Annotated in this window: 23 protein-coding genes; 20 read left to right on the top strand and 3 right to left on the bottom strand. The window is 68.8% G+C overall.

Annotated features, from left to right (window positions below; genetic code table 11):
* Positions 1-14: 14 nt before the first annotated feature.
* The 6 genes from aroE (at position 15) to MUN46_RS01295 (ending at position 5,355) form a co-directional block, all read left to right on the top strand.
* Positions 15-860, top strand: coding sequence for a shikimate dehydrogenase (gene aroE, locus MUN46_RS01320; protein ID WP_243375811.1), 846 nt, complete (start codon positions 15-17; stop codon positions 858-860).
* Complete coding sequence (mtgA, locus tag MUN46_RS01315; RefSeq protein WP_243375810.1) at positions 857-1,588, top strand: monofunctional biosynthetic peptidoglycan transglycosylase; 732 nt, start codon at positions 857-859, stop codon at positions 1,586-1,588. The genes aroE and mtgA overlap by 4 nt, the downstream gene beginning before the upstream one ends.
* An 81-nt stretch (positions 1,589-1,669) precedes the next feature.
* Positions 1,670-3,202: a magnesium transporter gene (gene mgtE / locus MUN46_RS01310; protein ID WP_422732580.1), complete on the top strand. Its 1,533-nt coding sequence runs from the start codon at positions 1,670-1,672 to the stop codon at positions 3,200-3,202.
* A gap of 274 nt (positions 3,203-3,476) precedes the next feature.
* Positions 3,477-4,205 carry a transglycosylase SLT domain-containing protein gene (locus tag MUN46_RS01305; protein ID WP_243375809.1) on the top strand — a complete coding sequence of 243 codons (729 nt, stop codon included), beginning with the start codon at positions 3,477-3,479 and terminating at the stop codon, positions 4,203-4,205.
* 62 nt (positions 4,206-4,267) lie between these two features.
* The gene (locus MUN46_RS01300; RefSeq protein WP_237979038.1) at positions 4,268-4,708 is read left to right on the top strand and encodes a guanyl-specific ribonuclease; all 441 of its coding nucleotides are present in this window, start codon (positions 4,268-4,270) and stop codon (positions 4,706-4,708) included.
* 32 nt (positions 4,709-4,740) lie between these two features.
* Positions 4,741-5,355, top strand: coding sequence for a hypothetical protein (locus MUN46_RS01295; RefSeq protein ID WP_243375808.1), 615 nt, complete (start codon positions 4,741-4,743; stop codon positions 5,353-5,355).
* Positions 5,356-5,379: 24 nt separating this feature from the next.
* Here MUN46_RS01295 and MUN46_RS01290 read toward each other — a convergent pair whose 3' ends face one another.
* On the bottom strand, positions 5,380-6,102 hold the full coding sequence (locus MUN46_RS01290) for a 16S rRNA (uracil(1498)-N(3))-methyltransferase (protein ID WP_243375807.1): 723 nt from the start codon (positions 6,100-6,102) through the stop codon (positions 5,380-5,382).
* A 169-nt stretch (positions 6,103-6,271) separates the two neighbouring features.
* On the opposite strand from MUN46_RS01290, the gene tkt reads away from it, so the two are divergent.
* The 4 genes from tkt to MUN46_RS01270 all read left to right on the top strand — a co-directional run bounded on the left by tkt (position 6,272) and on the right by MUN46_RS01270 (position 11,647).
* A complete protein-coding gene (tkt, locus tag MUN46_RS01285; RefSeq protein WP_243375806.1) occupies positions 6,272-8,275 on the top strand; it encodes a transketolase in 2,004 nt (667 codons plus the stop codon).
* A 55-nt stretch (positions 8,276-8,330) separates the two neighbouring features.
* Positions 8,331-9,353 carry a type I glyceraldehyde-3-phosphate dehydrogenase gene (gene gap, locus MUN46_RS01280; RefSeq protein ID WP_243375805.1) on the top strand — a complete coding sequence of 341 codons (1,023 nt, stop codon included), beginning with the start codon at positions 8,331-8,333 and terminating at the stop codon, positions 9,351-9,353.
* Between the two features lie 122 nt (positions 9,354-9,475).
* A complete protein-coding gene (locus tag MUN46_RS01275; RefSeq protein ID WP_243375804.1) occupies positions 9,476-10,312 on the top strand; it encodes an RNA methyltransferase in 837 nt (278 codons plus the stop codon).
* Between the two features lie 120 nt (positions 10,313-10,432).
* Complete coding sequence (locus tag MUN46_RS01270) at positions 10,433-11,647, top strand: phosphoglycerate kinase (RefSeq protein WP_243375803.1); 1,215 nt, start codon at positions 10,433-10,435, stop codon at positions 11,645-11,647.
* 74 nt (positions 11,648-11,721) lie between these two features.
* Here MUN46_RS01270 and MUN46_RS01265 read toward each other — a convergent pair whose 3' ends face one another.
* On the bottom strand, positions 11,722-12,393 hold the full coding sequence (locus tag MUN46_RS01265) for a VTT domain-containing protein (protein ID WP_243375802.1): 672 nt from the start codon (positions 12,391-12,393) through the stop codon (positions 11,722-11,724).
* A gap of 104 nt (positions 12,394-12,497) precedes the next feature.
* Here MUN46_RS01265 and mutL point away from each other — a divergent pair, with 104 nt between their 5' ends.
* Positions 12,498-14,444 carry a DNA mismatch repair endonuclease MutL gene (gene mutL, locus MUN46_RS01260; RefSeq protein ID WP_243375801.1) on the top strand — a complete coding sequence of 649 codons (1,947 nt, stop codon included), beginning with the start codon at positions 12,498-12,500 and terminating at the stop codon, positions 14,442-14,444.
* Positions 14,444-15,412 (top strand): tRNA (adenosine(37)-N6)-dimethylallyltransferase MiaA, encoded by a 969-nt coding sequence (miaA, locus tag MUN46_RS01255; protein WP_243375800.1) that lies wholly within the window; start codon positions 14,444-14,446, stop codon positions 15,410-15,412. Before mutL ends, miaA begins: the two co-directional genes overlap by 1 nt.
* A gap of 86 nt (positions 15,413-15,498) precedes the next feature.
* Here the strand turns inward: miaA and purM are convergent, their stop codons facing one another.
* Positions 15,499-16,530, bottom strand: coding sequence for a phosphoribosylformylglycinamidine cyclo-ligase (gene purM, locus MUN46_RS01250; RefSeq protein WP_243375799.1), 1,032 nt, complete (start codon positions 16,528-16,530; stop codon positions 15,499-15,501).
* 160 nt (positions 16,531-16,690) lie between these two features.
* Here purM and MUN46_RS01245 point away from each other — a divergent pair, with 160 nt between their 5' ends.
* From MUN46_RS01245 to MUN46_RS01210, 8 genes are all read left to right on the top strand, one after another.
* The gene (locus MUN46_RS01245) at positions 16,691-17,398 is read left to right on the top strand and encodes an HdaA/DnaA family protein (RefSeq protein ID WP_243375798.1); all 708 of its coding nucleotides are present in this window, start codon (positions 16,691-16,693) and stop codon (positions 17,396-17,398) included.
* A 28-nt stretch (positions 17,399-17,426) separates the two neighbouring features.
* A complete protein-coding gene (pcnB, locus tag MUN46_RS01240) occupies positions 17,427-19,016 on the top strand; it encodes a polynucleotide adenylyltransferase PcnB (RefSeq protein ID WP_243375797.1) in 1,590 nt (529 codons plus the stop codon).
* Between the two features lie 4 nt (positions 19,017-19,020).
* Positions 19,021-19,545, top strand: a complete 525-nt coding sequence (gene folK / locus MUN46_RS01235) for a 2-amino-4-hydroxy-6-hydroxymethyldihydropteridine diphosphokinase (protein WP_243375796.1) — start codon at positions 19,021-19,023, stop codon at positions 19,543-19,545.
* A gap of 93 nt (positions 19,546-19,638) precedes the next feature.
* Positions 19,639-19,740: a potassium-transporting ATPase subunit F gene (locus tag MUN46_RS01230; protein WP_243375795.1), complete on the top strand. Its 102-nt coding sequence runs from the start codon at positions 19,639-19,641 to the stop codon at positions 19,738-19,740.
* The gene (gene kdpA / locus MUN46_RS01225; RefSeq protein WP_243375794.1) at positions 19,740-21,446 is read left to right on the top strand and encodes a potassium-transporting ATPase subunit KdpA; all 1,707 of its coding nucleotides are present in this window, start codon (positions 19,740-19,742) and stop codon (positions 21,444-21,446) included. Before MUN46_RS01230 ends, kdpA begins: the two co-directional genes overlap by 1 nt.
* A gap of 4 nt (positions 21,447-21,450) precedes the next feature.
* Positions 21,451-23,559 carry a potassium-transporting ATPase subunit KdpB gene (gene kdpB / locus MUN46_RS01220; protein WP_243375793.1) on the top strand — a complete coding sequence of 703 codons (2,109 nt, stop codon included), beginning with the start codon at positions 21,451-21,453 and terminating at the stop codon, positions 23,557-23,559.
* A 22-nt stretch (positions 23,560-23,581) separates the two neighbouring features.
* Positions 23,582-24,220, top strand: coding sequence for a potassium-transporting ATPase subunit KdpC (gene kdpC / locus MUN46_RS01215; protein WP_243375792.1), 639 nt, complete (start codon positions 23,582-23,584; stop codon positions 24,218-24,220).
* 48 nt (positions 24,221-24,268) lie between these two features.
* Positions 24,269-26,938 (top strand): sensor histidine kinase, encoded by a 2,670-nt coding sequence (locus tag MUN46_RS01210; RefSeq protein WP_243375791.1) that lies wholly within the window; start codon positions 24,269-24,271, stop codon positions 26,936-26,938.
* Positions 26,939-26,985 lie beyond the last annotated feature (47 nt).

Here is a 26,985-nt window from a genome sequence, read left to right as displayed (position 1 = left end):
GTCAAGGAGAGATCATGAAAAAGCCCGATCGCTACGCAGTGCTGGGCAATCCCATTGCGCACAGCCTGTCGCCGGAAATTCACCGCAGCTTCGCCCGCAGCCTGGGCGAGAGCATCGTTTACGAGAAGCTCGAGGTGCCGATCGGGGGCTTTTCCGACTTCGTCGACTCGCTGATCGAGCAGGGCTACAAGGGCTGCAACATCACGCTGCCCTTCAAGATGGAGGCGTACAAGTACGCCGAGCGGCTCACCGTGCGGGCGAGGGGCTGCGGCGCGGCCAACACCCTTATTTTCGGCAGCCGCGTGACGGGGGACAACACGGACGGCGCGGGGTTCGTCGCGGACGTGACGGGCCGCTTCGGCTTTCCGATCGAAGGCTCGAGCATTCTCGTGCTCGGGGCCGGGGGCGGCGTGCGGGGGCTGCTGCCGTCGCTGCTCGAGCTCAACCCGAAGTGGATCGCGGTCGCCAACCGCACGATGGAGCGCGCCGAGGCGCTCGCGAGCAGCTTCGGGATTGACGCCATCGCCTACGAGGAGACCGCGGCCGAGCACTTCGACCTCATCATCAACGCCACCTCGACGAGCCTGTCCAACCTGGCCCCGCCGGTGCCGAAGGCGGCCTTCGCCGAGGCCTCGCTCGCCTACGACCTCGTCTACGCGGCGCGGCCCACGCCTTTCATGGAGCTCGCGCTGAAGTCGGGCGCCCGAAAGGCGGTCGACGGGCTGGGCATGCTCATCGAGCAGGCCGCGGAGAGCTACGCGGACTGGCGCGGGGTGAGGCCCGACACCGCCTCGACCTACGGCGAGATCCGCTGCCTGCTTGAAAACCGCGCGGCCTCGGCGGCCGCAGCCCGGCCGTGACCGGGGCGCTGCGGGCCTTCCTGAGGCATCCCGCAAGGAACGCGCTGCTCGCGCTTGCGGCCGCGGCGCTGCTCTGGCACATCTTCATTCTGGGGGAGGCGGCCGCCTACCGCTGGGTCAATCCCACGATGACGCCCTACATGAAGCTCGAGCGCGAGCGGATCGCCGCGGAGGGCCGGCGCATTCCCTTCCGGCATGAATGGATACCGCTGTCGCGCATGGGGCCGAACATCAAGCGCGCGGTCATCGCCTCCGAGGACCAGAAGTTCCTCCACCACGACGGGGTCGACTGGGACGCCCTCGAGCTCGAGATGGAAAAGCACCTCGAAAAGGGGCGCGGCGGGGGCGCCTCCACCATCACGCAGCAGGTGGTGAAGAACGTCTTTCTCACCCACGAGCGCAGCTACATCCGCAAGGCCCGGGAGATCCTGATCTCGCTCGCGCTCGACCGCCTGTGGCCCAAGAGCCGCATCCTCGAGGTGTATCTGAACACCGCCGAGTTCGGCGAGGGGATCTTCGGCGTGCAGTCGGCCGCGAAGTACTACTTCGGCTGCAGCGCCTCGGCCCTGACCGAGGGCCAGGCGGCGTTCCTCGCGGCGATCCTGCCGCGGCCGCGCTACTACCAGCTCCACCGGGGCTCGGCGTTCATCAGGCGCAAGGCCGCCCGCATCGAGTACTACATGCAGCGCACGCCCCTGCGGGCCGGCGGCGAAAACCTCGCGCGCTGAAAGCCCGCGGAGCCGGGCCGCCGTTCGGTGCTGCGGGCCTCTTGCGGGTACAATCGTGCTCACCAACACCGGAGTGCCGGAATGAGCGGAGCTCGCACAGACATGGTCGAGGAAGAAAAAAAACAGCACAAAGAAGAGCCTGCCGCTGCGGCTGCGGCTCCCTCAAGCCCCATGCGCGATCCCGACGACGCGAGCAACGCGCTCGCGCGGGTGCAGCAGATTTTTGACGAGCTCGAGGAGCAGGAGGAGAAAAGCGGCCGGCAGCGCGGGCACGATGACGCCGAGCGCTCCGAGGCGGTTCCCGTCACGCCGGAGGCGGCCCGCGAGCTCAGGTCGATCTGCGAGCGGCTTCATCCCTCGGACATCGCCTGGGTGCTGGAGGCCCTGCCGCTTGACGAGCGCCTCGCGCTCTGGAACTTCGTCGGCAGCGACCGCGACGGCGAAATCCTGATCGAAGTAAACGAGGGCGTCCGCGAGACCCTGATCGAGGCCATGAACCGCGACGAGCTCGTCGATGCGGTGGAGACGCTCGACACCGACGAGATCGCGGACCTGGTGCCAGACCTTCCTCCCGACGTCTCCGCCGAGGTTCAGGAAGGGCTGTCGATGGAGGAGCGCTCGCAGCTGCGGGCGGCCATGTCCTATCCGGAGGACAGCGTCGGCGCCCGCATGGACTTCGAGCTCGTCACGGTGCGCGAGGACGCGACCCTGGGGTCGGTGCTCGAGCAGCTGCGGCGCTATAAGGCGCTGCCCGACCACACCGACAAGGTGTTCGTGGTCGACCGCGGAGGGCATTTCCGCGGCACGCTTTCCCTGTCGCGCATCCTCGTGAACACTCCTTCCAAGGTCGTGAAGGACGTGATGCAGAAGGACGTGCTCACGCTCTCGCCGCTTGACAGCGAGAGCGACGCCGCCCAGGCCTTCGAGCGCTACGACCTCGTCTCCGCCGCCGTGGTCGACGAGGCGGGCCGGCTGGTGGGCCGGCTCACCGTCGACGAGGTGGTCGACGTGATCCGCGAGGAGAGCCAGGAGGACGCTTTCGGCGCCGTGGGCCTCGACGACGACCAGGACATCTTCAGCAGCGTCTGGGAGACCGCGCGCTCGCGCTGGCTCTGGCTGGGCGTGAACCTCTGCACGGCCTTCATCGCCTCGCGCGTGATCAGCGCCTTCGACGGCACGATCTCGAAGGTGGTGGCGCTCGCCGCCCTGATGCCGATCGTGGCGGGCATGGCGGGCAACTCCGGCAACCAGACGCTCACCCTGCTCGTGAGGTCGATGGCGATGGGGCAGGTGACGGCGAGCAACATTCCCGACGTGCTGCGCCGCGAGACTCTGGTCGCCCTGATCAACGGCATCATGTGGGGCGTCATCTCGGGGCTGCTCGTGTGGTTCCTGTACCGCGATTCCGGCCAGGGCATGATGCTCGGCTTCGTGATGTTCCTCGCGATGATGCTCAACATCATCCTCGGCGCGATCGTGGGCGCGGCCGTGCCGCTCGTGCTGCGGGCCCTCGGGCGCGACCCCGCGATGGGCGGCTCGGTGCTGCTCACGTTCATGACCGACTCGGGCGGCTTCCTCATTTTCCTGTCGCTCGCAACCCTCTTCTTCCGGTGAGGCGGCGCCCGGGGATTATTTCCTAAGAGGTATGTCTCCGGCGCGCGGCCGGGTGCCTGCGGCCGAATAGATTAAACTAAACCCTGAAGGGGGCCTCCCGAAGCGGCGGCCCTGCAGTGCTTTTTGTGACCCGGATCCTCCGGGCGAAAGGACGGAAAACCAGAAATAACAGCGATCCGGCGCGCGGCGGCGCCCGCCCCGGGGCCGAGAAAAAAGCCCCGCAGGCAGCGGTGCCGCAGCAGACTGTGCGGCGCGCCTGACGCGAAGAAGCCTTATGAGACATAACTCGAGAAACCCCTTTTCATCGCTCGCTTCCCATCTTCGTCAGACGCTTGTCGTGCTGGCCGGAGGGATTTTCTGCATTTCCGCCTCCGCCGCTTCCGCGGCGGGCGCTGAAATCCAGAAAGCGCCTCAGGCCGAGGCGGCCGCCGCTGCGGAAGACCCCGCGGCCTACCGCAGCCATCTCGCCGATTACGTGGCGCGCGCCTACAAGGTGCCGCGCGACCAGATCGAGCGCATCATCGACGGCGCGATCGAGGCCGGGCGGCGCAACAACCTCGACCCGCTGCTCATCCTTTCCATTACGGCGGCCGAGTCCGCCTTCAATCCCAACGCCCGCAACCGCAGCTCCGGCGCGAGCGGGCTGATGCAGGTGGTGCCGAAGGTCCACGCGGGCCGCTTCAAGAAAAAAAGCGGCGGCGTCTTCGACATTGAGACGAACCTGCAGGTGGGCAGCGAGCTGCTGCGCGAGCTGATCGACCGCACCGGGTCGCTGCCGCGGGCGCTCAAGCTCTATATGGGCGGGGCGCTGCTCTCGCACGACCAGGGCTACGGCAACAAAGTGACGCGCGAGCACAGCCGCATGAAGCTCGCCGCGCAGGGCGACGTCTCCGAGGCGGTGAGCCTACACCGCTCGCGCAGGCCCGCTGAGAGCTTCGGCGACAAGATCTCCGGCACCTTCACCGAGTTCCGCAACTGGCTCTCGGAGGTGACGGGAGGCTGAAGGCGCGCGGCGGGAAAACGCCGCAGCCCCGAGCCCCCGCCGGCGCCCAAGGAAGAGCCGCTATGCTGAAGAAACTGCTCGACAGGTCCCGCTCCCTTTTCGGAGCCGGCGTTCTCGCAGTCCTTCTCACCATTGCGATCGCCGCCATCGTCTTTTCGCCCGGCGTGTCTGAGAAAGGCCGCTGGGGAAGCCTCTGGGGCGCCGCCGAGGAGATTTCGGTGAAGGACCTGCCCCCGGAGGCGCGGGCGAAGCTCGCGGCCATCAAGGCGGGCGGCCCCTTCGAATACAAGGACGACGGCCTCGTTTTCCGCAACCGGCAGAAGAAGCTCCCCATCAAGCGGCGCGGGTACTACCGCCTCTATATCGTTCCCACCCCCGGCGTGAAGGGGACGGGCAAGCGCCGCATCGTAGCCGGCCTCGGCAAGAAGGGCAGCGTCGCGACCAGCGGCGAGTACTGGTACACCTCCGACGACTACGAGGTGCTGCACCGGATCCGGGAGTAGCCGCCGCCCGGCTGTAAACAGGAGAAACGCCCATGTGGGTTCGCACGCTCATCGTCGCTTTCGGGCTTGCCCTGGGAATCGGGCTGTGCGCCTACGTGGCGCGGCGCCTGATGCGCCTGGGCGGACGCGGCGCGGTGGGCACCGCGCTGCGCTGGGGGCTCTTTCCGCTCGCGCTCTTTCTCGTCGCGGCGCCCCTGCTCGCGATGCACGGGCTGCTGCGCGCGATTGCCGGGATGACGCTGCTTGTGGCGGGGCTGTGCGCCATCTGCTTCCTGGTCGGGCTGGTGATCGGGCTGTGGAAGGAATCGCTTCGAAGCACCGGGCCCTATGTGCTCGACCCGACCATCGCGCTCAACCGGCCGCCCAAGAAATTCTTTGCCGCGCTGCTCGTGGCGAGCCTGGCGGGCTTCGCGCCCTGGCTTTTTTCCTACTCCGTGAGCCTCATCCTGCTCGACCTCACTGACCTGAGCCTCAACTCGCCGCAGCTCGCGGCGGCCTTCGAGGACTTCAGCGCGAAGGCCGCCCCGGCCGGAGCCGTCTGCCTGGCCGCGGCGGCGGTCTCGGGGGTGATGTCGCTCGGCTACGACTGGACCCTAGGGGCCGTGATCGAGCGGATCCTCACCGCAAGGGAAAAGCGCCGGCCCTGAAGAAGGCCCGGCCCCGCGGCGCCCTCAGAGGAGATAGTCGCCCGCGGCTGCGTTGGCCGCGGCGAGCGCCGCGAGCCCCGCGGTCTCCGTGCGCAGGATCCTCGGGCCGAGAAGGGCGCGCTCCCACCCGAGGCTGTCGGCCGCGAGCAGCTCCGAGTCTTCAAATCCCCCCTCGGGACCGACGGCGAAGGCGGCCGAGGCTGCGCCCGAAAGCGCGGGCGCGCGCCCGGCCGACGGGGCGAGGATGAAGCGCCTTTCGGCGCGCACCCCCGAGAGCATGGCCTCGAGGCTGGGCCAGGCCTTCAGCGGCGGCAGCACGCTGCGGCCGCACTGCTCGCAGGCCGCGATGGCGCACGACTCCAGCTTTTCAAGGCGCTTCCTGAGCTTTTCGCCCGAGAGCCGCGTCACGCAGCGCCGGGCCGGGAAAAGGTCGATTTCGGCCGCGCCGATCTCAACGGCCTTCTCCACAATCCAGTCGAGCTTCTCGGGAGAAACGAAGGCCTGGGCGAGCGTGAGCCGCAGCGGGGACTCGAGGCTGCGGTCGAGCGGCTTCGGGTCGAGCAGCACGGTGCCTTCGCTGCTGAACACGAGGCGGCCCTCCACGCACCTGCCGCGGCCGTCGAAGACCTCCGCCCGGTCGCCGGAGCGCAGCCGAAGAACGATCATCGCATGGTGCGAGGCCTTCTGCGGCAGCTCGATGCGGCCTTCGGCCCAGGGTCCGGGCACGTAAAAACGCGGGGTGGTCAACTTGAAAGCTCCTTTATTCCCGGCGGCGGCCGCCCTGGAGCCCCAGGACGCCTTTTGCCGCTGGAGGCCGCCGAAAGACATTAAAATTCCAGGGGACGGGGCGCGGCTCGCCGCCGCGTTTCCCCGACCGCAATATTAATTCACCTCTCAGAATCCTTAGCATACAAAAATGCCCAACTCTTCAGTTTCCCCGCAGCGGCTCGCCTCGGCGATCCGCGCCCTTGCCATGGATGCCGTCCAGAAAGCGAAATCGGGCCACCCCGGCATGCCCCTCGGCATGGCCGACATCGCCGTGGCGCTCTGGACGCGGCATCTGCGGCACAATCCCGCCGATCCGAAGTGGCTGGGGCGCGACCGGTTCATCCTCTCGAACGGGCACGGCTCCATGCTGCAGTACGCGCTGCTGCACCTCACGGGCTACGACCTGTCGATGGACGACATCCGCGCCTTCCGGCAGCTCGGCTCGCGCACGCCGGGCCATCCCGAATACGGCGTGACCCCCGGCGTGGAGACGAGCACGGGGCCGCTCGGGCAGGGCATTGCCAACGGCGTGGGCATGGCGCTCGCCGAGAAGATCCTCGGGGCGGAATTCAACCGCCCGGGCTTCCCCGTCATCAGCAACCGCACCTACGTGTTCCTCGGCGACGGGTGCATGATGGAGGGCATCAGCCACGAGGCCTGCTCGCTCGCGGGCGTCTGGCGCCTGGGGCGGCTCATCGCGCTGTACGACGACAACGGGATTTCGATTGACGGAAACGTCTCGGGGTGGTTCCGCGACGACACGAAGAAGCGCTTCGAGGCCTACGGTTGGAAGGTGATCGGGCCGATCGACGGCCACGACATCGACGCGGTCGACCGGGCGCTGACCGAGGCCGAGTCGCAGGAGGAGAGGCCGACGCTCATCATCTGCCGCACCACGATCGGCAAGGGCGCTCCGAAGCTCGAGGGCACGAACAAGGTGCACGGCTCGCCCATGGGCGAGGAGGAGATCGCCGCGACCCGCCGGGCGATCGGCTGGGAGTACGGCCCCTTCGAGATCCCCGAGGATGTCTACAGGGCCTTTGACGCGCGTCCGGCCGGAGCCCGGCTCGAGGCGGCCTACGACGAGATGTTCGCGCGCTACGAGAAGGCTTACCCGGAGCTCGCCGCGGAGCTGCGCCGCCGCATCGCCGGCGACCTGCCCGCGGACTACGCGGAGGTGGTGCGCGCGGCCGTCTCCGGGGCGCAGCAGGCCGCCGAGACCGTCGCCACCCGCAAGGCGAGCCAGAAGGCGCTTTCCGCCATCTGCCCGCACGTGCCCGAGATGCTCGGGGGCTCGGCGGACCTCACCGGCTCGAACCTGACCAACTGGACCGGGGTCGAGCCTTTCTCGGCCGACCACCTCTCCGGGCGGCACATCTCCTACGGGGTGCGCGAGTTCGCGATGTCGGCCATCATGAACGGCATCGCCCTCTACGGGGGGCTCATTCCCTTCGGGGCCACCTTCCTCACGTTCTCCGACTATGCGAAGAACGCGATCCGCATGGCCGCGCTCATGAAGATCCGCTCGATCTTCGTCTACACTCACGACTCGATCGGCGTGGGCGAGGACGGGCCGACCCACCAGCCGGTTGAGCAGACGGCGAGCCTCAGGCTCATCCCGGGGCTGGACGTCTGGAGGCCCTGCGACACGGTCGAGGCGGCGGTGGCCTGGGGCTGCGCGATCGCGAAGAAAGACGGTCCGAGCGCCCTCATCTTCTCGCGCCAGAGCGCCCGCTTCATGCATGAGCAGGGCGGCTGCGCCGAGGACATCAGGCGCGGCGGCTACGTGCTGCGCGACGCCGAAGGGGCGCGCGCCGTGATCGTCGCGACCGGCACCGAAGTCCAGCTCGCGGCCGACATCCAGGCAAAGCTCGCCGAGGAGGGGATCCCCGTCCGGCTGGTCTCCATGCCCTGCACCGAGCGGTTCGACGCGCAGGACGAGGCCTGGAGAAAGAGCGTGCTGCCCGAGGGGCTGCCGGTGCTCACCATCGAGGCCGGCGTCACGGCCGGCTGGGCCCGCTACCTCGGCGGGCGCGGCAGCTCGATCGGCATCGACCGCTTCGGGGCTTCGGCTCCGGCCTCGGCCCTGTGGCCGCTTTTCGGCTTCACGGTCGAAAACGGCGTGGCCCGCGTGAAGGATCTCCTGCGCTGAAGGACTTAACGAATCAACCCCTGGAAAGTACACGAAAGGACTAAAGGAACCTTAAATGACAATTCGCCTTGGCATCAACGGATTCGGCCGCATCGGCCGCTGCGCGCTGCGCGCCCTCTACGAGGAGAAGCTCTGGGATGACGTGAAGGTGGTGGCGGTGAATGCGACCGGCCCGATTGAAACCAACCGGCTGCTGCTGCGGCACGACTCGACGCACGGCCTGTTCAACGCCGAAGTCGAGGTGGCCGACGGGCGCGACCTCGTCGTGAACGGCGACCGCATCCGCACCTTCTCGACCTACAACCCCGAGGAGACCGACTGGGGCTCGTGCGGCGTCGACGTGGTGCTCGAGTGCACCGGCAAGTTCCGCACGCGCGACACCGCCGGCGTCCATCTCAAGACCGGCGCGAAAAAGGTGCTGATCTCCGCGCCGAGCAAGGACGCGGACGCGATGGTGGTGTTCGGTGTGAACGAGGGCATTCTCACGCCCGAGATGAAGGTGGTCTCGAACGGCTCGTGCACGACCAACGGGCTCGCCCCCCTCGCGAAGGCCCTCAACCGCAGGCTGGGCATCGTCCACGGCCTCATGACCACGGTTCACGCCGTGACCAACGACCAGGTGCTGCTCGACCGCAACCACAAGGACATCCGCCGCGCCCGCTCCGCGATCGCCTCGATGATCCCGACCAAGACCGGGGCCGCGAAGGCGATCGGCGTGGTGCTGCCCGAGCTCGCCGGCAGGCTCGACGGGTTCGCGATGCGCGTGCCCACGATGGACGTGTCCTTCGTCGACCTCACTTTCGAGGCGGCCCGGGAGACGACCCCCGAGGAAGTCAACGCCATCATGAAGGACGAGGCCTCGAAGCCCGACTACAAGGGCGTGCTCGCCTACAGCGACGAAATGCTGGTCTCCTGCGACTTCTGCCACACGAGCGCCTCCTCGACTTTCGACGCGACGCTCACGCGCGTGATCGGCGGCCGCTCGAACTTCGTGAAGGTCGGCTCCTGGTACGACAACGAGTGGGGCTTCTCCTGCCGCATGCTCGACACCGCCCGCGCGATGGCGCTCGCGAAGTAAGGCGGCCTGCGGCCCGGGGGAAAGGCCCCGGGGCCGCCCGGACGGCCCTCTTCTCCAGCCGAAGAAGACGGGCCGCGTCCGCCTTGTTCCCTGATTTTTCCCCCTTTGAAGCCTTTAAGCAGATGAAGGATTTCTTTTCGCGCGTGCGCTTCGTGCTCGCCGATCCCAGCATTCCCGCCAACATCGGCGCGGCCGCCCGCGCGGTGAAAACCATGGGCTTCGGCAGCCTCTGGGTGTCGAATCCCCGGGTGTGCGACTACCGCGGGGACCCGGATGCGGTGCGCCTTTCCACCCAGGCGCTCGACGTCCTGCGCTCGAGCCGCCGGACCGACACCCTGAGCGAGGCGCTCGAGGGCGTGCGCTTCGCCTGGGCGCTCTCGGGCTACGACCGGGAGTACGGCCCGCCGATCTGCGGGCTCGAGGAAGCGGCCCGGTCCTCGGCCCGGATGCTCGCCGACCCCGGGGCCGCGGGCGACATCGCCTTTGTGTTCGGCACCGAGCGCGACGGGCTTGCGAACAGCGAGGTGCTGCTCTGCCAGGGCATCGCCGCCATCCCCGCCTCGGAGTCGATGACGAGCCTCAACCTCGCGCAGGCCGTGCAGGTCTGCGCCTACGAGATGAGGCGAGCCCTGCGGCTCGCCTCCGGCGAGGGCGGGACGCTGCTGCCCTGGGAGAAGCGCTTCCGGCGCGCCGCCCCCGCCTCGGCCGAGGCGATGGACGGCTTCATGGGGCACCTGGAGCGGGCGCTTGAGGCGGTCGGGATGACCGCCCCGGGCGACCCGCACCGGATCATGGAGCGGCTGCGCACGCTGTTTGACCGCGCCGCGCCAAGCGACGACGAGGTGGTGCTGCTGAGGGCGATCTGCGCGGCGGTCATCCGCCCGAGAAAGGCCCGCCCGGGGCAGCCGCAGCGGGCGGCAGAGCCCGGGGGCGGCTGGAGGGCCGGCCGGGCGCGCTGAGCCGCAGGGCGCCCTGTCCTTTTGGCGGTGCGGCTTTTACAATAGACGCGCCTGCAAGGGGAGGCCCGCCGCCTCCCGCTTGATTCCTTTTTTCTTCCCACATTTTTACGGGAGTGATCCATGCGGGTCAAAACACTCGAAGAACTGGCCGGATCCGGCGTGCTCAAGGGCCGCCGCGTCCTGATCCGAAGCGACCTCAACGCCCCTCACGACGAGGCGGGAAACGTGACCGACGACACGCGCCTGCGGGCTTCGCTGCCTGCCTACCGCATGGCGCTCGAAGCGGGCGCGGCCGTGATGGTGATGAGCCACCGGGGCCGCCCGACCGAGGGCAGCCTCAGGCCCGAGGACAGCCTCGAGCACGTCGCCGCGAGGCTCTCGGAGCTGCTCGGCCGCAGGGTGCCGCTCGTGCGCGACTGGCTCGGCGGAGTCGAGGTGAAGCCCGGCGAGATCGTGCTCCTTGAGAACTGCCGCTGCAACAAGGGCGAAAAGAAGAACGACCCGGAGCTCGCGCGCCGCTATGCCTCGCTCTGCGACGTCTACGTGAACGACGCGTTCGGCACCGCGCACCGCGCCCAGGCCTCGACCGAGGGGGTCGCGCGGGCCGCGAAGGTCGCCTGCGCCGGGCCGCTGCTCGCCCGGGAAATCGACGCGCTCACCCGCGCGGTCGAAGAGGCGCGCCATCCCCTGATGGCGATCGTGGCCGGCTCCAAGGTCTCCACCAAGCTCACGATCCTCAACCACCTCGCCGGCCGGGTCGACCGGCTGGTGGTGGGCGGGGGCATCGCCAACACGTTCCTGCTCGCCCGGGGCGCCTCGATCGGCCGGTCGCTGGCCGAGCCCGACCTCGTGCCGGAGTGCCTGAAGGTGCTCGAGACGCTGAAGTCGAAGGGGGCCGAAATGCCGCTGCCCGTCGATGTGGTGGTCTCCAAGAGCTTTTCGCCCGAAGGCCCGTACCGCACCTGCGCGGTGGGCGAGGTGGCCGACGACGAGATGATCCTCGACATCGGGCCCGAGTCGCGCCGCGCGCTCGACCGCGAGGTCCGCGCCGCCAGGACGATCGTGTGGAACGGCCCGGTGGGCGTGTTCGAAATGGAGCCTTTCGCGGGCGGCACGAAGGCGCTCGCCGAATCCGTGGCGGCGGCCACCGCCCAGGGGGCCTTCTCGATCGTGGGAGGAGGCGACACGATTTCCGCGGTCCGCTCCTTCGGCGTTGCCGACAAGGTCTCTTACATTTCCACGGGCGGCGGCGCGTTCCTCGAATTCCTCGAGGGGAAGACTCTGCCGGCGGTGGCGGCGCTCGAGGCGAGGGCCGACGATCCGGTGAGCCTCTAAAAAAATGAGGGGCCCCGCTCAGGCGGGGCCCCGGAGGACTTTCTTCCCGGGCAGCGCCGGGCGCGGAGCGCCTCTCAGTCCCTGCGCGCGGCCGCGCCGCCCCGATGCTCGAATTTCTTGAGCTGCTGCAGCAGCCAGGCGACGAAAATCGGTCCGCAGAAGGCGCCCGCGACGCCGAGGGTCACGATCACCGTGAGGTTGTCGCGGACGATGGGGATGTTGCCGAAAAGGTAGCCCGCCCCGATGATGCTCACCGCCCAGGCGACGGCTCCGCTGAACGAATAGCATTCAAACCGCGCGGAGGTCATGCCCGCCGCGCCCGCGATGATCGGCACGAAGGCGCGCACGATGGGCAGGAAGCGGCCGAGGAAGACGGTTTTTCCGCCGTGCTTTTCGTAGAAGGCGGCCGCCTTGAAAAGCTTCTCGCGGTTGAGGAAGCGGAAGTTGTGGGTGTAGATTTTTCCCCCGAACCAGCGCCCGAAGGTGTAGGCCTGGGTGTTGCCGATCACCGCCCCGATCACCACGGCGAGCATGAGCCCGAAGGGGCTGGAGGTGCCGGCCGCGGCGACCGTGCCCGCGACGAACAGCAGCGAGTCTCCCGGCAGGAATGAAAAGATGAAGACGCCCGTCTCCAGGTAAAAGATCAGGCAGATGACCGCGTAAAGGGTGAGGCCGTGGCTGTCGGCAAGGTTCGCAAGGAACCCGTTCATGTCGGTAAACAGCTGGCCGATGGTCGCTAAATCCATAAAAAGAACGAACAGAGAAAAGGGCGGATGGATTCCGCAGATTTCCATATGATAACAAGGAAGCGGTAAAAAACCCGTTGCCGCCGACTCGAGGAAAGTGACGAATGCCAGAAGAAAAGCGCGCGGCCCGCAGGCCGATTGCGGAGCTCTCCGACCAGCTGATCAGCCAGATCGCCGCGGGCGAGGTGGTGGAGCGGCCCGCCTCCGTCGTGAAGGAGCTGGTCGAGAACGCGATCGACGCGGGGGCCGGCCGCATCGAGGTGCGGATCGAGGGCGGGGGGCTGCGCAGGATCGCGGTGTCGGACAACGGCTGCGGAATCCCGAAGGAGGAGCTGCCCCTCGCGCTTCGGCGCCACGCAACGAGCAAGATCCGCAGCCTTCTGGAGCTCGAGTCCGTCGCGAGCCTGGGCTTCCGCGGCGAGGCGCTCGCCTCGATCGCCTCGATCGCGGGGCTGGTGCTCACGAGCCGCGTGCCCGGGGCGGATCACGCCTGGAGCATCGGCCCGGAGGGCGTTCAGCCCGCCTCCGGGGAGACGGGCACGCGCGTCGAGGTGACGGATCTGTTCTTCAAGACCCCGGCCCGGCGCAAGTTCCTCAAGTCGGAGGCGACGGAGACCGCGCACTGCCTGCGCGAGTTCGAGCACGCGGCGCTCTCCCACCCCGGCGTCGAGATGCGCTTCTTCGCCAACGGGCGCGCCGTGTCGGTGCTGCCCGCACAGTCTGCGCGGGAGCGCGCGAACGCGATCCTGCCGCGCGATTTCGCCCAGGCCTCGCGCGAGGTGTTCGCCGAGTCCGAGGGGCTGCGGGTGAGCGGCTGGGCGGGGCTGCCGACCGCCGCGCGCTCGCGCAGCGACGCGCAGTACTTTTTCGTCAACGGGCGCTGCATCCGCGACCGGATGCTCCTGCACGCCCTGCGCCAGGGCTACAGCGACGTGCTCTACAACGGCGCCCAGCCCTCCTTCTGCCTCTTTCTCGAGGTGGATCCCTCGCAGGTCGACGTGAACGTCCATCCGACCAAAAACGAGGTGCGCTTCCGCGAGAGCCAGCGCGTCCACCAGTTCGTCTTCCATGCGGTGGAGGCCGCGCTCGCCCCGGCGATGACCGGAGGCGGGGCCCCGGAGTCGCTCTCCGGGGAGAGCCCGAAGCCCGAGGCGCAGGACCTGCCGCGCGCGGCCGAGTTCTTTTCCCGGCCGGCCGGGGCGGCGGAGGCGGCCGCGGCCTTCCGCGCCCCGAGGGAGGCCCCTCGGGGGGCCGCCCCAGGCTACGACCGGCGCAGGCCCCCGGTTCCCGGAATGGACTGCCTCAGGCTCTTCGATACCCGCGGCGGGACCGGGCCGGAGCGCGTTCCCGCCGAGTTTGAAACGCTCGCGCCCCCCGCGGGCGGCGCCGCAGAGGCCGCCCCCGCGCAGGCCGGCCCCGAGGAGGCGGGCGGCGGGGGGCTCGCGACCCGGGACACCCCCTATCCGCTCGGCGAGGCCCTCGCCCAGGTGGGCGGCATTTATGTCCTCGCGGAAAACCGCGAGGGGCTCGTGATCGTCGACATGCACGCCGCGCACGAGCGCATCTGCTACGAGCGGCTCAAGGCCCAGATGGATGCCTCGCGCATGCCCGTGCAGCAGCTGCTCATCCCGCTCGTTTTTTCCGTGGACCCGGTCGACATGGCGACCTTTGAGGAGCATGCGCAGGATCTGCGCGCCCTCGGGCTCGACGTCTCGGCCGCGTCGCCCGAGCACCTGAAGCTGCGCAGCGTCCCGGCGGTGATCTCCCAGGGCATCGACGAGGAGGGCCCCGGGCTGATCCGCGAGGTGCTCGCGGACTTCCGGCGCTACGGGGGCACGAGGCTGCTCGAGGAGCACCGCAACGAGATCCTCTCCACGATGGCCTGCCACGGGGCGGTGCGGGCGCACCGGCTGCTCACCCGCGAGGAGATGAACAGCCTCCTGCGCTCGATGGAGAAGACCGAGCGCGCCGACGAGTGCAACCACGGGCGCCCCACCTGGGTGCAGCTCTCGCTCTCCGACCTGGACCGGCTTTTCCTGCGGGGGCGCTGATGGCCTTTGACGCTCTGATGATCCTCGGGCCCACCGCAAGCGGCAAGACCGCGCTCGCGCTCGAGCTCGCCCGCCGGCTGCCCGCCGAGATTGTTTCCATCGACTCGGCCCTGGTCTACCGCGGCATGGACGTCGGCACCGCCAAGCCCACGCGCGCGGAGCGCCTCGCCGTGGTCCACCACCTGATCGACATCCGCGACATCGGCGAGCCCTACAGCGTGGCCGATTTCTTTTCCGACGTCTGCCGGCTGGTGCCTGAGATCCGCGCGAGGGGGAGGCTGCCGGTGCTCGCGGGCGGCACCATGCTCTATGCGAACGCGCTGCTGCGCGGGCTCTCGGACCTGCCGGGCACGGACCCGCAGGTGCGCGGGGAGGTTCTCCGGGAAGGCGCGCGGCGCGGCTGGGAGGCGATGCACGCCGAGCTCGCCCGGGTCGACCCCGAGGCGGCCGCGCGGCTCAAGCCCCTGGACAGCCAGAGAATCAGCCGGGCCCTCGAGCTTTACCGGATGACGGGCAGGACGATGACCGAGCTGCTTGCCGAGCACCCCCCGAAAAAGGCGCCGTTCTCGTTTTTCACGGCCGCCCTCATCCCCTCCGACCGGGCCTGGCTGCACGAGCGGATCGCGCGGCGGTTCGACGCGATGCTCGCCGCGGGGTTCCTGCAGGAAGTGAAGAGGCTCGCCGCGTTGCCCGGGTTCGACCCGGACAGCCCCGCCATGCGCTCGGTCGGCTACCGCCAGGCCCTCGAGTTCCTCGGGGGAGGCGTCTCCGAGCGGCAGTTCCGTGAAAAGGCGGTCGCCGCGACGCGCCAGCTGGCCAAGCGGCAGATCACCTGGCTGCGCTCCATGCCCGTCTCGGCCGTCTTCGATCCCTGCGCGAAGGAGGCGGGGCTGAAGGCCGCCGGGGCGCTCTCCGGCCAGCCCTGGGGGCTGCCCGCGGCTGCGGACAAAGAAAAGCCGAAGGCCTGAGGAGCGGCGCCCCTGCAGGCCTTCGGCCCGGATGGGCGCCCGCCCCCGGCATCAGGGGAAGGCGCCTCTTTCACCCCGGAAGGGGATCAGATCACGATGCAGCCGGGATCCTTCGGATCGCGGCGGGGGACGACTTCGCCCAGCTCGTAGACCTTTTCGCCCTCGCGCTCGAAGGCGGCCCGGGCGGCGTCCTTCGCCTCGGCGGGGACGACCACCACCATGCCGATGCCGTTGTTGAAGACGCGCAGCATCTCATCGTCGGCGATGCCGCCCTGCTGCTGCAGCCAGTCGAAGATCGCCGGCCGCTTCCAGGCGTCGCGGTGGATCACCACCTGGCTGTGCTGCGGGATGACGCGCGGAACGTTTTCGACGAGGCCGCCGCCCGTGATGTGGGCCATCGCGTGCACCGGCACCTGCTCGAGCACCTTCATCACGGACTTGCAGTAAATGCGCGTGGGCTCCATCAGCCGGTCGGCGAGGGTCGCTCCGTCAAAGGGCATGTTCCAGTCCGCGCCGCTTACCTCGACCACCTTGCGGATGAGGGAGAAGCCGTTGCTGTGCGGGCCGGAGGAGGCCAGCCCGAGCACGGCGTCGCCCGGCTTCACGGCCGAGCCGTCGATGATCTTCGACTTCTCCACCACGCCCACGGCGAAGCCCGCGAGGTCGTACTCGCCCTCGGGGTACATGCCCGGCATCTCGGCCGTCTCCCCGCCGATGAGCGCGCAGCCCGCGAGCTCGCAGCCCCGGGCGACGCCCTTCACCACGCGCTCGGCGATGTCGACGTCGAGCTTCCCGCAGGAGAAGTAGTCGAGGAAAAAGACGTTCTTCGCGCCCTGCACCAGCACGTCGTTCACGCTCATGGCGACCAGGTCCTGGCCCACGGTGTCGTGGCGGTTCAGCCGGAACGCGAGCATCAGCTTCGTGCCGACGCCGTCCGTGCCGGTCACGAGCACCGGCTCCCTGTAGTCTCTGCTGATTTCAAAAAGCGCGCCGAAGCCCCCGATGGAGCCGAGGACTCCCGGAATCAGGGTGCGCTTTGCGAAAGGCTTGATGCGTTCGACCAGTTCATCGCCGTTGTCGATGGAAACGCCGGCGGCATCGTACGAAAGTTGTGTCATGAGTGCGGTCTCAGAGAAACATGAGAAAAGAGGAGCGCGGTAAACTTCACCCTGCGCAGTTACATTATTCTAAAGATTCTAGTCTAGGCTTTCCGTGAAGTCAGTTTCAGACCGCCTGTTTTTCAGCGCGGCGCGGCTCACCGAGGTCCGACCGCTTTAAATGGCACAAGAGCAGCTCACACTGGACCTGCAGATCCGGCCGGCGCCGAGTCTTGGCAATTTCGCCGTAGGCGACAACGCTGAGCTCGTCGCCGTGCTCTCCGCAGTCGAGAACGCCCGGCCTTCCGCCCAGTTCATTTACATCTGGGGCGGGGCCGGCGTGGGCCGCACGCACCTTCTGCACGCGATCGATCCCCTCGCGGGATTTGAGCGGGTGCCCCGGTTCGCGCCCGGCAGGCGCATCTACACGGTCGACGACGTCGACGAGCTCTCCGAGCCCGAGCAGCAGCAGCTCTTCGATCTCATGAACGAGGTGCACGCGCACCCCGGCAGCGGCGGGGTTCCGGACTACTGCCTCGTCACGGCGGGCAGCCGCCCGCCCTCCCAGATGAAGGGCCGTCCGGACGTGCTCTCGAGGCTGTCCTGGGGGCTCGTGTTCCAGGTGCGGCCGCTCACCGACGAGCAGAAGGACCGGGCGCTCGCCAAGATCGCCCGCGACAGCAGGATCGAGCTGCCGGACGACGCCCGGCAGTGGCTGCTGCTGCACCTGCCGCGCGACATGGGCACGCTCACCGAGGCGGTGTTCGAGGTGGAGCGCTACGCGCTGAAGACTTCCCGGCGCGTCACCCGCGCGCTCGTGCGCCAGTGCTTCGCCCCGAAGCGCGCGGAGGAAGGCCAGGATGACGCCCGCCCGCAGCCTTCGGCCTGAAGGGCGGGCTCTTGATGAAAATAAAGAAATGGCAGTTTTTCAGACTTTTGTACGCAAGGTAAGGAACATGCTCGGCGTGACGGCCGGCACGCAGGTTCAGAAGACTCCGAGGATCATTCCGGCCTCGGTCCACGGCATCGACCCGAAGCTCGTCGCCTGGCAGGCGATACGGACCTGCGAGGCGCTGCAGCGGCGCGGCTTCAAGGCCTACATCGTCGGCGGCGCGGTCCGCGACATGCTGCTCGGGGTGACGCCGAAGGACTTCGACGTCGCCACCGACGCGACGCCCGAGCAGGTGAAGGCCTGCGAGCGGCGCGCGATCATCATCGGCCGGCGCTTCAAGCTCGTGCATGTGATTTTCGGCCGCGAGGTGATTGAATGCGCGACCTTCCGCTCGCTCGACACCCAGGGCGTGCGCAAGGACGAGAACGGGCGCGTGATCTCCGACAACATCTACGGCGAGATGTGGGAGGACGCGGCCCGCCGCGACTTCACGATCAACTCGCTCTACTACAACCCCGCCACCCAGGAGATCCTCGATTACCACAACGGCTACGAGGATCTTCGCGCGAAGTGCCTGCGCATCATCGGCGACCCCGAGGTGCGCTACCGCGAGGACCCGGTGAGGATGATGCGGGCGGTGCGCATCGCCTCGAAGCTCGGCTTCCGCATCGACGAGGAGACGCGGCGCCCCATCCCGAAGATGGCCCCGCTGCTCAAGAACGTGCCCGACGCGCGGCTCTTTGACGAAATCATCAAGCTGCTCACGAGCGGCCACGCCCTGGCCTGCATCAGGGAGTTCAAGCGCGAGGGGCTGCACCACGGGCTGCTGCCGGTGCTCGACCTGATGGACACCGCCTCCGAGGGCGAGAAATTCCTGATGCTCGCTCTCCAGAGGACCGACGAGCGCATCAATGCGGGCAAGAAAACCTCGCCCGCCTTCCTTTTTGCGACGCTGCTGTGGCCGCAGACGCTCAAGCGCTGGAACTCCTTCATCGCCAAGGGCGAGAGCCGCCCCCAGGCGCTCTACGACGCGAGCGGGCTCGTGCTTGACAGCCAGTGCCGCGACCTCACGATCCAGCGCCGCTACATCGCCGACATCCGCCTCATCTGGATGCTGCAGTACCGCTTCGAGCGCCGCTACGGCAAGGCGCCCTTCGGGCTGGTCGAGCACCCCAAGTACCGCGCGGCCTACGACTTCATGATGCTGCGTGCGCAGATCGGCCAGGTCCCGATCGAGGTCGTGCAGTGGTGGAAGAACTTCTACGAGGCCGACGAGCAGGAACGCCACGCGCTGGTCGCGGAGGCCGAAAAGGAGGCCCGCAGGGCCGGCTCCGCAAAGCGGCGGGCCTCGCCCCTGCAGCCCGCCGAGGCCGCCTCCCTCGCCCTCAATCCGCAGCCCGGCCAGGGGCCGATCCCGCGCCCGCAGGGCGAGGAAGCCGGGGACGCGGCCGGGGGCCGCAGGCGCCTGCGCGGCCCGAGGCGGCGCCGCAGCCGCGCGAAGGCCCCCGAGGCCCCGACCACGTTTTTCGTGCCGCCGGAATCCGACCGGAAGCTCACGCGCCAGCAGCGCCCCTACCGGCCGGCCAAGGCCGATCCGGACGTGAGGGAGGGCTGAGGCGATGACAGAGCGCTCTCCGGTGACGGCCTGCGTCGGGCTTGGCGCGAACCTCGGCGACGCGCCCGCGGCGCTTCGGGAGGCGGCGCGCCGGATCGCCTCGCTGCCGGGCGTGCTCTCGGTGCGGATGAGCAGCCTCTACCGCAGCGCCCCGGTGGACGCCGGTGGGCCCGACTACACGAACGCGGCGGCCCTGGTCGAGACGACGCTGCCGCCGCTGGAGCTGCTGCACGGCCTGCAGCAGATCGAGCGCGAGCTCGGGCGCGTGAGGCCGCCCGGCGTGCACAACGCGCCGCGGACGATCGACCTGGACCTCGAGCTCTACGGCGGGCTTCAGATCAGCCTCGCGCCGGAGCTTGTCGTGCCGCATCCGAGGATGCACGAGCGGGCCTTCGTGCTCGAGCCGCTGCTCGAGCTCGATCCCGAAGCCGTGATCCCCGGCCGCGGGCCGGCCCGGAATTTCCTCGGAGCCGTGTCGCAGCAGCGGATCGAGCGGCTCGGCAGCGGCGGCCGGGGGGAGGGGGGATGATATGGGCGACGTTCTCTACGCGGCGCTTTTCGCCGCCCTGGTGTGGCTCGCGCTGGTTTTCCTCGGCATTTGCCGCAAATACAGGGGGCGCAGATGACTGACCCGGCCTGGATCCTGTGGCTGGGGGGCATCGCCGCAGCGCTCGTGCTGATCTACCTCCTTGCCGTGCTGTTCAACGCGGAGCTGCTTGACTGATGAAACTTTCCGCGGTCTTCCTGTTGCTCGGGGTCTTCGCGGTGATCTTCACCGCGAGCGTGCCTCTCGGCCTGTACATGGACGCGGTGTTCAGCGGCAGGCTCGCGGGGCGCTTTGCCTGGATGCGCCGCGTGGAGGGCGTCTTTCTCTTTCCGCTGGGCGAGAGCGGGCGCAGGCCGATGGACTGGCACGAGTACTGCCTGTCGCTCATCGCGCTCACCGTCGTGGGGACGGTGGCCGCCTACCTCATCTTCCGCTTCCAGGACCTCCTGCCCCTCAACCCCCTGCACTATCCGGGGCTCTCGCCCGACCTCGCCTTCAACGCGGCCGTGTCCTTCTCCACGAGCACGACCTGGCAGTCCTTCGCGGGCGAGAGCACGATGAGCCTGCTCTCGCAGACCGTGGGGCTCACGGTGCTCGTGTTCCTGTCGTCCTCGATCGGCGTGGTCGCCGCGTTTGCCTTCGCGCGGGGGCTCGTGCAGAGCCGCGAGCCCTCGCTCGGCAACGCCTGGCAGGACATGGTGCGCTGCGTGCTCTGGCTCATGGTGCCCTCGGCGTTTCTCGTCTCGCTGCTTTTCGTCTCCCAGGGCTGCGTGCAGACCGACCAGGCCATGATCACCCTGAAGACGCTCGAGGGGGCGACGCAGCACATCGCGGTGGGCCCCGCGGCCTCGCAGGAGGCGCTGCGGCTGCTCACCGTGACCGGCGGCAGCTTCTTCAACGCGAACTCCGCCCACCCGTTCGCGACGCCCACCGCCTTCATCTGCCTCGTGCAGATCGTCATGATGCTGCTCATGGCGAGCAGCCTCGTGTTCGCCTACGGGCGCATGACGGGCAACGTGCGCGAGGGCTTTTCCATCCTTTTCGGCATGGCGCTCGTCTTCACCGCGGCGTTCCTGCTCATCGCCTGGTCGGAGGGGCGCGCCAATCCCCTCATCACCGCGCAGGGCGTCTCGCCCGGCTTCGGCAACATGGAGGGCAAGGAGGTGCGGCTCGGGACGATGCTCACCTCGCTGTTCTCCGCGACCTCGGCGGCGAGCTCCGCGGGTTCGGCCGCCGGCTCCTACGACTCGATGCTGCCGCTGGGCGGCGGGGTCGTGCTCTGGCTGATCGAGCTGGGCGACGTGGTCTTCGGGGGCGCCCGCTCCGGCCTTTACACGATGCTCGGGCTCGCCATCGTCGCGGTTTTCGTGCTGGGCATGCTCATCGGGCGCACGCCCCGCTACATCGGCAAGAAGATCGACGCCTACGACATGAAGATGGTGTGCGTGGCGCTGCTCGTGCCGGCGATCTGCACGCTCATCGGCACCGCGGTGGCCTGCGTGACCGAGGCCGGCACGAACGCCGTGACCTCCTCCGGCCCGCACGGCTTCACCGAGATCCTCTTTGCCTTCTCCTCGGTTTCGAACAACAACGGGGCCGCCTTCGGCGGGCTCGCGGCGAACTCGCCCTTCTACAACACGGCGCTCGGCATCTGCATGTGGGTGAGCCGCCTTTTCACGATGACCGCGCTGCTCGCCGTGGCAGGCAACATGGCCTCCAAGCCCCGGGTGACCCATTCCGCCCAGGGCATCAGCACCGACGGCCCGGTCTTCTCCCTCATTTTCATCCTGGTCGCCGTGGTGATCTCGATCATCACCTACCTGCCCGCGCTCTCGCTCGGGCCGGTGGTCGAGGGCATCCGGCTTTTCTGGGGAGGAGCCTGAGGCGATGCAGGAAGAAGACCGCGATGCCGCCAGGCTGCTGCGAAGGCGGCTTTTCACTCCGAAGCTCGTGCTCCAGTGCCTCGGGCTCGCCCTCTACAGGCTCAACCCCGTGGCGGTCATGCGCAACCCGGTCATGTTCGTCGTCTGGACGGCGGCCGTGGTGGTCACGATCCTCGCCGTCTACGAGTGGATCTTCCCCACCCCCGTGCCCGAGGGGCATCTGAGCGAGACCTTCTTCGCGTTCTCGCTCGCGGTCTGGCTCTGGATCATCATCTGGCTCGGCAATTTCTCCGAGGCGCTCGCCGAGGAGCGCGGGCGGGCGCAGGCCACCGCCCTGCGCGGCACCCGCAGCGAAATCCTCGCCAAGCGCATCCGCTCGGTCTCCGAGGCCGCCTCGCCTGAGCTCGTGCTCGCGGAGAACCTGAAGAAGGGCGACCTGCTGCTCATCGAGCCCGGGGACATCATCCCGGCCGACGCGGAGGTGATCGAGGGCGTCGCCGCAGTCGACGAGTCGGCCGTGACCGGCGAGTCCGCCCCGGTCGTGCGCGAGCCCCGCGAGGGCTCGAACCTCGTCGTGGGCGGCACCCGGGTGCTCTCCGACCGGCTGATCGCGCGCGTGAGCGTCGACCAGGGCGACTCGTTCCTCGACAAGATGATCTCGATGGTGGACGGCTCGAGCAGGAGGCGCACCCCCAACGAGGTCGCGCTCACGATCCTGCTCACCTCGATGACGGTGATCCTGCTGCTGTCGTGCTCGACGCTGGTGCCCTTTTCCTTTTACGCGACGAACCACGGGGGGCACGGGCTGCCGGTGCGGGTCATCACCGCGGTCGCCTTCCTCGTGTGCGTGATCCCGACTACGATCGCGGGACTGCTCTCGACCATCGGCGTGGCAGGCATGAGCCGCATGATGAAGGCGAACGTCATCGCGATGTCGGGCCGGGCGGTGGAGGCTTCGGGCGACGTGGACGTGCTGCTGCTCGACAAGACCGGGACGATCACGGTGGGAAACCGCGAGGCGATCGCCTTTCTTCCCAGCCCGGGGGTGACCGTGCTCGAGCTGGCGGAGGCCGCGGCGGCCGCCTCGATTGCCGACGAGACGCCGGAGGGGCGCTCGATCGTGAGGCTCGCGCGCGAGCGCTACAACGTGAAGCACGACGTCAATTTTTACAAGGGCGCGAAATTCTTCGCCTTCAGCGCCCAGACGCGCATGTCGGGCATTGACTTCGAGGGCAGCAGGATCCGCAAGGGCTCGATGGACGCCATAGCGCAGTGGCTGCAGGGCATGGGCGCCGCGGTTCCGCCCGAGATCGCCCAGAAGTCGGTCTCCGCCGCCCGGCGCGGGTCCACCCCGCTTATCGTGGCCGACAACGACCGGGTGCTCGGCATCGTGGAGCTCAAGGACGTGGTGAAGAGGGGGATCCGCGACCGCTTCAAGCGCCTGCGCGAGATGGGCATCCGCACGGTGATGCTCACCGGCGACAACAAGTACACCGCCGCGGCCATCGCCGCAGAGGCGGGCGTCGACGACTTCATCGGGGACGCGAACCCCGAGGACAAGCTCACCATCATCCGCCGCCTGCAGTCCGAAGGCAGGCTCGTCGCCATGAGCGGCGACGGCACCAACGACGCGCCGGCGCTCGCGATGGCCGACGTGGCGGTGGCGATGGGCAACGGCACCCAGGCGGCCAAGGAGGCGGGCAACATGATCGACCTCGACTCCAATCCCACGAAGCTGCTCGACATCATCGACATCGGCAAGCAGATGATGCTCACCCGCGGGGCGATCACGATATTCGCCGTGAGCAACGTGATCGCCGAATACTTCGCGATCATTCCGGCTGCGTTTTCCGTGACCTACCCGGAGCTCGAGGTGCTCAACTTCCTGCACCTCGCCTCGCCCGTGAGCGCGGTGCTCTCGACGGTGATCTTCAACGCGCTGGTCATGTTCCTGCTGATCCCGGTGGCGATCCGCGGCGTCTCGACGCGCGCGGCCTCGCCCATGAAGCTGCTGCGCCGCAACGTGATCGTCTTCGGCCTGGGGGGCCTCGCCGTCCCCTTCGTGCTGATCAAGGCGATCGACCTCGTGCTTTTTTACATGGGGCTTTACTGATGAGCGGGAGGGACACGAAAGCATGCTGAAGGCTTTGAAAAACGCGCTCCTGTCCTTCCTGATGCTCGGGGCGGTCTGCGGCGTGCTCTATCCGGTCCTCGTCACCGTGGCGGCCCAGTACTGGTTCCCGGAGCAGGCGAACGGCTCGCTCGTCTACAGGAACGGCGTTCCGGTGGGCAGCGCCCTGATCGCGCAGGACTGGAGCGAGGCGCGCTATTTCCACGGGCGCCCGAGCGCGAGCCCCGGCGGGCCGAACAACGCCATGGTCTCGGGCGGCAGCAACGAGGGGCCCGCGAGCGTGTGGCTGCTCGAGAAGGTGCAGGAGCGCGCCGCCGACCAGCGCAGGGACAACCCCGGGGCGAAAGGCCCCGTGCCCCAGGACCTGGTCACCGCCTCGGGCTCGGGGCTCGATCCCCACATCACCGTCGAGGCCGCGCTCTGGCAGGTTCAGCGCGTCGCCCGCGCGAGGCGCGTTCCGCCCGCAAAGATCCGCCGGCTCGTGAAGGACTGCACGGAAAAGCCTCTGCTGCATTTCCTGGGCGAAAAGCGGGTGAACGTGCTGCGGATCAACCTGGAGCTTGACCGGCTTTACCCCGCCGCGGAGCCCGCCCGCGGCAAGGCCGCGCGGGGCAGGACGAAGCGGGGCGCCGCAAGGCGCTGAACCGCCCCGGAAAGAGCATCCCGCCCCAACCGAAGAGGAGCTGACGCTATGGACGACAAAGAGCGCGACAAGAGGCCCGACCCGGACGCCCTGCTGGCCTCTCTGAAAAAGGAGGAGAAGGACAGGGGGCGCGGCCGCCTCAAGATCTTTTTCGGCGCCTGCGCGGGCGTGGGCAAGACCTACGCCATGCTGCAGGAGGCGAAGGAGCGGCTCAAGGCCGGCGTGGACGTCGTGGTGGGGCTGGCCGAGACGCACGGCCGGCCCGAGACGACGGCGCTGCTCGAGGGGTTCGAAATCCTGCCCAAGCGCAGCCTGCCCGGCCGCAGCACCCTCCACGAATTCGACATGCAGGCCGCGCTCAGGCGCCGCCCGGCGCTTCTCGTGCTCGACGAGCTCGCGCACACGAACCTGCCGGGCAGCCGCCACAGAAAGCGCTGGCAGGATGTCGAGGAGCTGCTCGACGAGGGCATCGACGTCTACACCGCGCTCAATGTCCAGCACCTCGAGAGCCTGAACGACGTCGTGGCGGGCATCACCGGCATCAAGGTCCGGGAGACGGTGCCGGACTGGGTGTTTGACGAAGCCTGGGAGGTGAAGCTGGTCGACCTGCCCGCCGCGGAGCTGCTGCGGCGGCTCGCCGAGGGCAAGATTTACCTGCCCAACGTCGCGGAAAGGGCGGCGAGGGGCTTTTTCCGCGAGGGCAACATCATCGCGCTGCGCGAGCTCGCGCTGCGCCGCACCGCCGACCGCGTCGACGCACAGATGAGGGCGTGGCGCGAGCAGCGCTCGATCGACCGGGTCTGGGAGGCCCAGGAGCGGATTCTCGTTGCCGTGGGCTCGAGCGAGGAGAGCGCGCGCGTGGTGCGCGAGGCCGCTCGGATGGCGAACCGGATGAAGGCCGAGTGGATAGCGGTGCATGTGGAGGATCCGGCCGCCTCGGACATGAAGCTGCGCAAAAGGAGCTTCGACAACCTCAACCTCGCCGCGCAGCTCGGGGCCGAGACCACGGTGCTCTCGGGCAGCGACCGGGCCGGGCTCATCGCCCGGTACGCGAGAAAGCGCAACGTCACCAAGGTGGTGCTCGGGGCGAGGGCGCGCACGGTCCGCTCGCTTTTCAGGCCGGGGATCGCCGACCGGCTGCTGCGCTCCTACCCGGACCTCGACATCGTGCAGATCGCCCTCGAGACCCCGAGGGAGCGCAGGCGCTCGGAGCTGCTCGCCTCGGGCGGGGTTCCGCCGGTGAACTACCTGTGGGCGACGCTCGCCTGCGCGGCCGTCATGGCCGCGGCCGCGGCGCTGCTCACCGTGTTCGAGCCCGCCAACGTCATCATCGTCGTGTTCCTGCTTGCCGTGTTCGTCTCGGCCCTGTGGGGCATCGGCCCGGCCGTCTGGGCCGTGGTGGCGGCGGGCTTCTGCTTTGACTACTTCTACATGCCCCCGGTCTTTGAGTTCACGGCGAACAACCCCCAGTACCTCTTCACCTTCGGGCTGGTGTTGCTCACCGCGGTCTGGGTCGGGCACATGTCCGGGAGGCTGCGGCGCGAGGCGGACCTCGCCTGCACGCGCGACTTCCGCAGCTCCGCGGTGGCGGGGCTCGCGCGCGAGCTCGCCACCGCGCTCACCCCCGGACAGGTCTCGAAGGTGGTGAGGACGCACCTGTCGCCGCTGCTCAAGTCCGATATCAGGCTCGCGCTGCCCGACCGGACCGGGGAGCTCGCCTACGTCGACTCGGCGGGCGACGCGGACATCGAGGTCGCGCAGTGGAGCTTCGACCACGGCAAGGAGGCGGGCCTGGGCACCCAGACCCTGTCGGCCTCGCCCGAACGGACCGTGCCGCTGCTCGCCTCGAAGAAAAGCTGGGGCGTGCTCGCGATCCGCCCCTCGGGCGCCTTTTTGTTCTCCGATCCCGACAACAAGCGGCTGCTCGACGCCTGCGCCGCGCAGATCGCGCAGACGCTCGAGCGCATCGACTACGCCGGCATCGCCCGCGACGCGCTCGTGAAGGGCGAGGCCGAGCGCACGAGGGCCGCCCTGATCGGAGCGGTGATCCAGGACCTCTCGCGGCCCGTCGCCCTGATCGCGAAGACCGCGGAGCGCATCCTCAAGGCGCCCCCGGGGACGTCCTATGAAAAGGAAGGGGCGGCGGCGATCCGCTCCCAGGCCTCGATGCTCCAGAGGCTCACCGGCAACCTGAAGGAGCTCTCCAGGCTGCAGGCGGGCAACGTGAAGCTGCGCACCGAGCGGGTTTCGGTGCCGGGGCTGCTCAACGAGGTCGCGCGCCGGGCCTGGGCCCAGGGCTACGGCAAGACGATAGAGACCGTGGTGCGGGGCGAGATCCCCGAGCTGGAGCTCGAGCCGATGCTGGTGCGCCGGGCGCTCGAATGCCTGATCGACAACGCCGACAAGTTCTCCCCGCGCGGCACCGCGGTGGCCGTGTCCGTGCAGCGCGCCTCGGGCGGGGTCGAGTTCTCCGTGCGGGACCACGGCCGCGGGCTGCCTGAGTTCCTGCTGCGGCTGATCAACAGCGAGGGCACCGACGCCGAGGCGCTCGAGGGCGCCGAGCAGGCCGGGCTCGGGCTCACGCTCGCGAGCCTTACGGTCGAGGCCCACCGCGGGCGCATCCGGGCCGAGAACCTGCCCGAGGGCGGAGCCCGGATCACGCTCTGGTTCCCCCTCGCCTCAGGGGCCGGCCCGCAGCAGCTGCCGCCCCCGGCCTGATGCAGGAAGGGGGAGCCTTCGGGTATGCTTGAGATACATTTCTTCAC

It is taken from the genome of Mesosutterella faecium (assembly GCF_022809315.2).
Lineage (GTDB): Bacteria > Pseudomonadota > Gammaproteobacteria > Burkholderiales > Burkholderiaceae_F > Mesosutterella > Mesosutterella faecium.
Note: the sequence above shows the minus strand (reverse complement) of the source record. Positions and strands in the feature narration are given on the sequence as shown.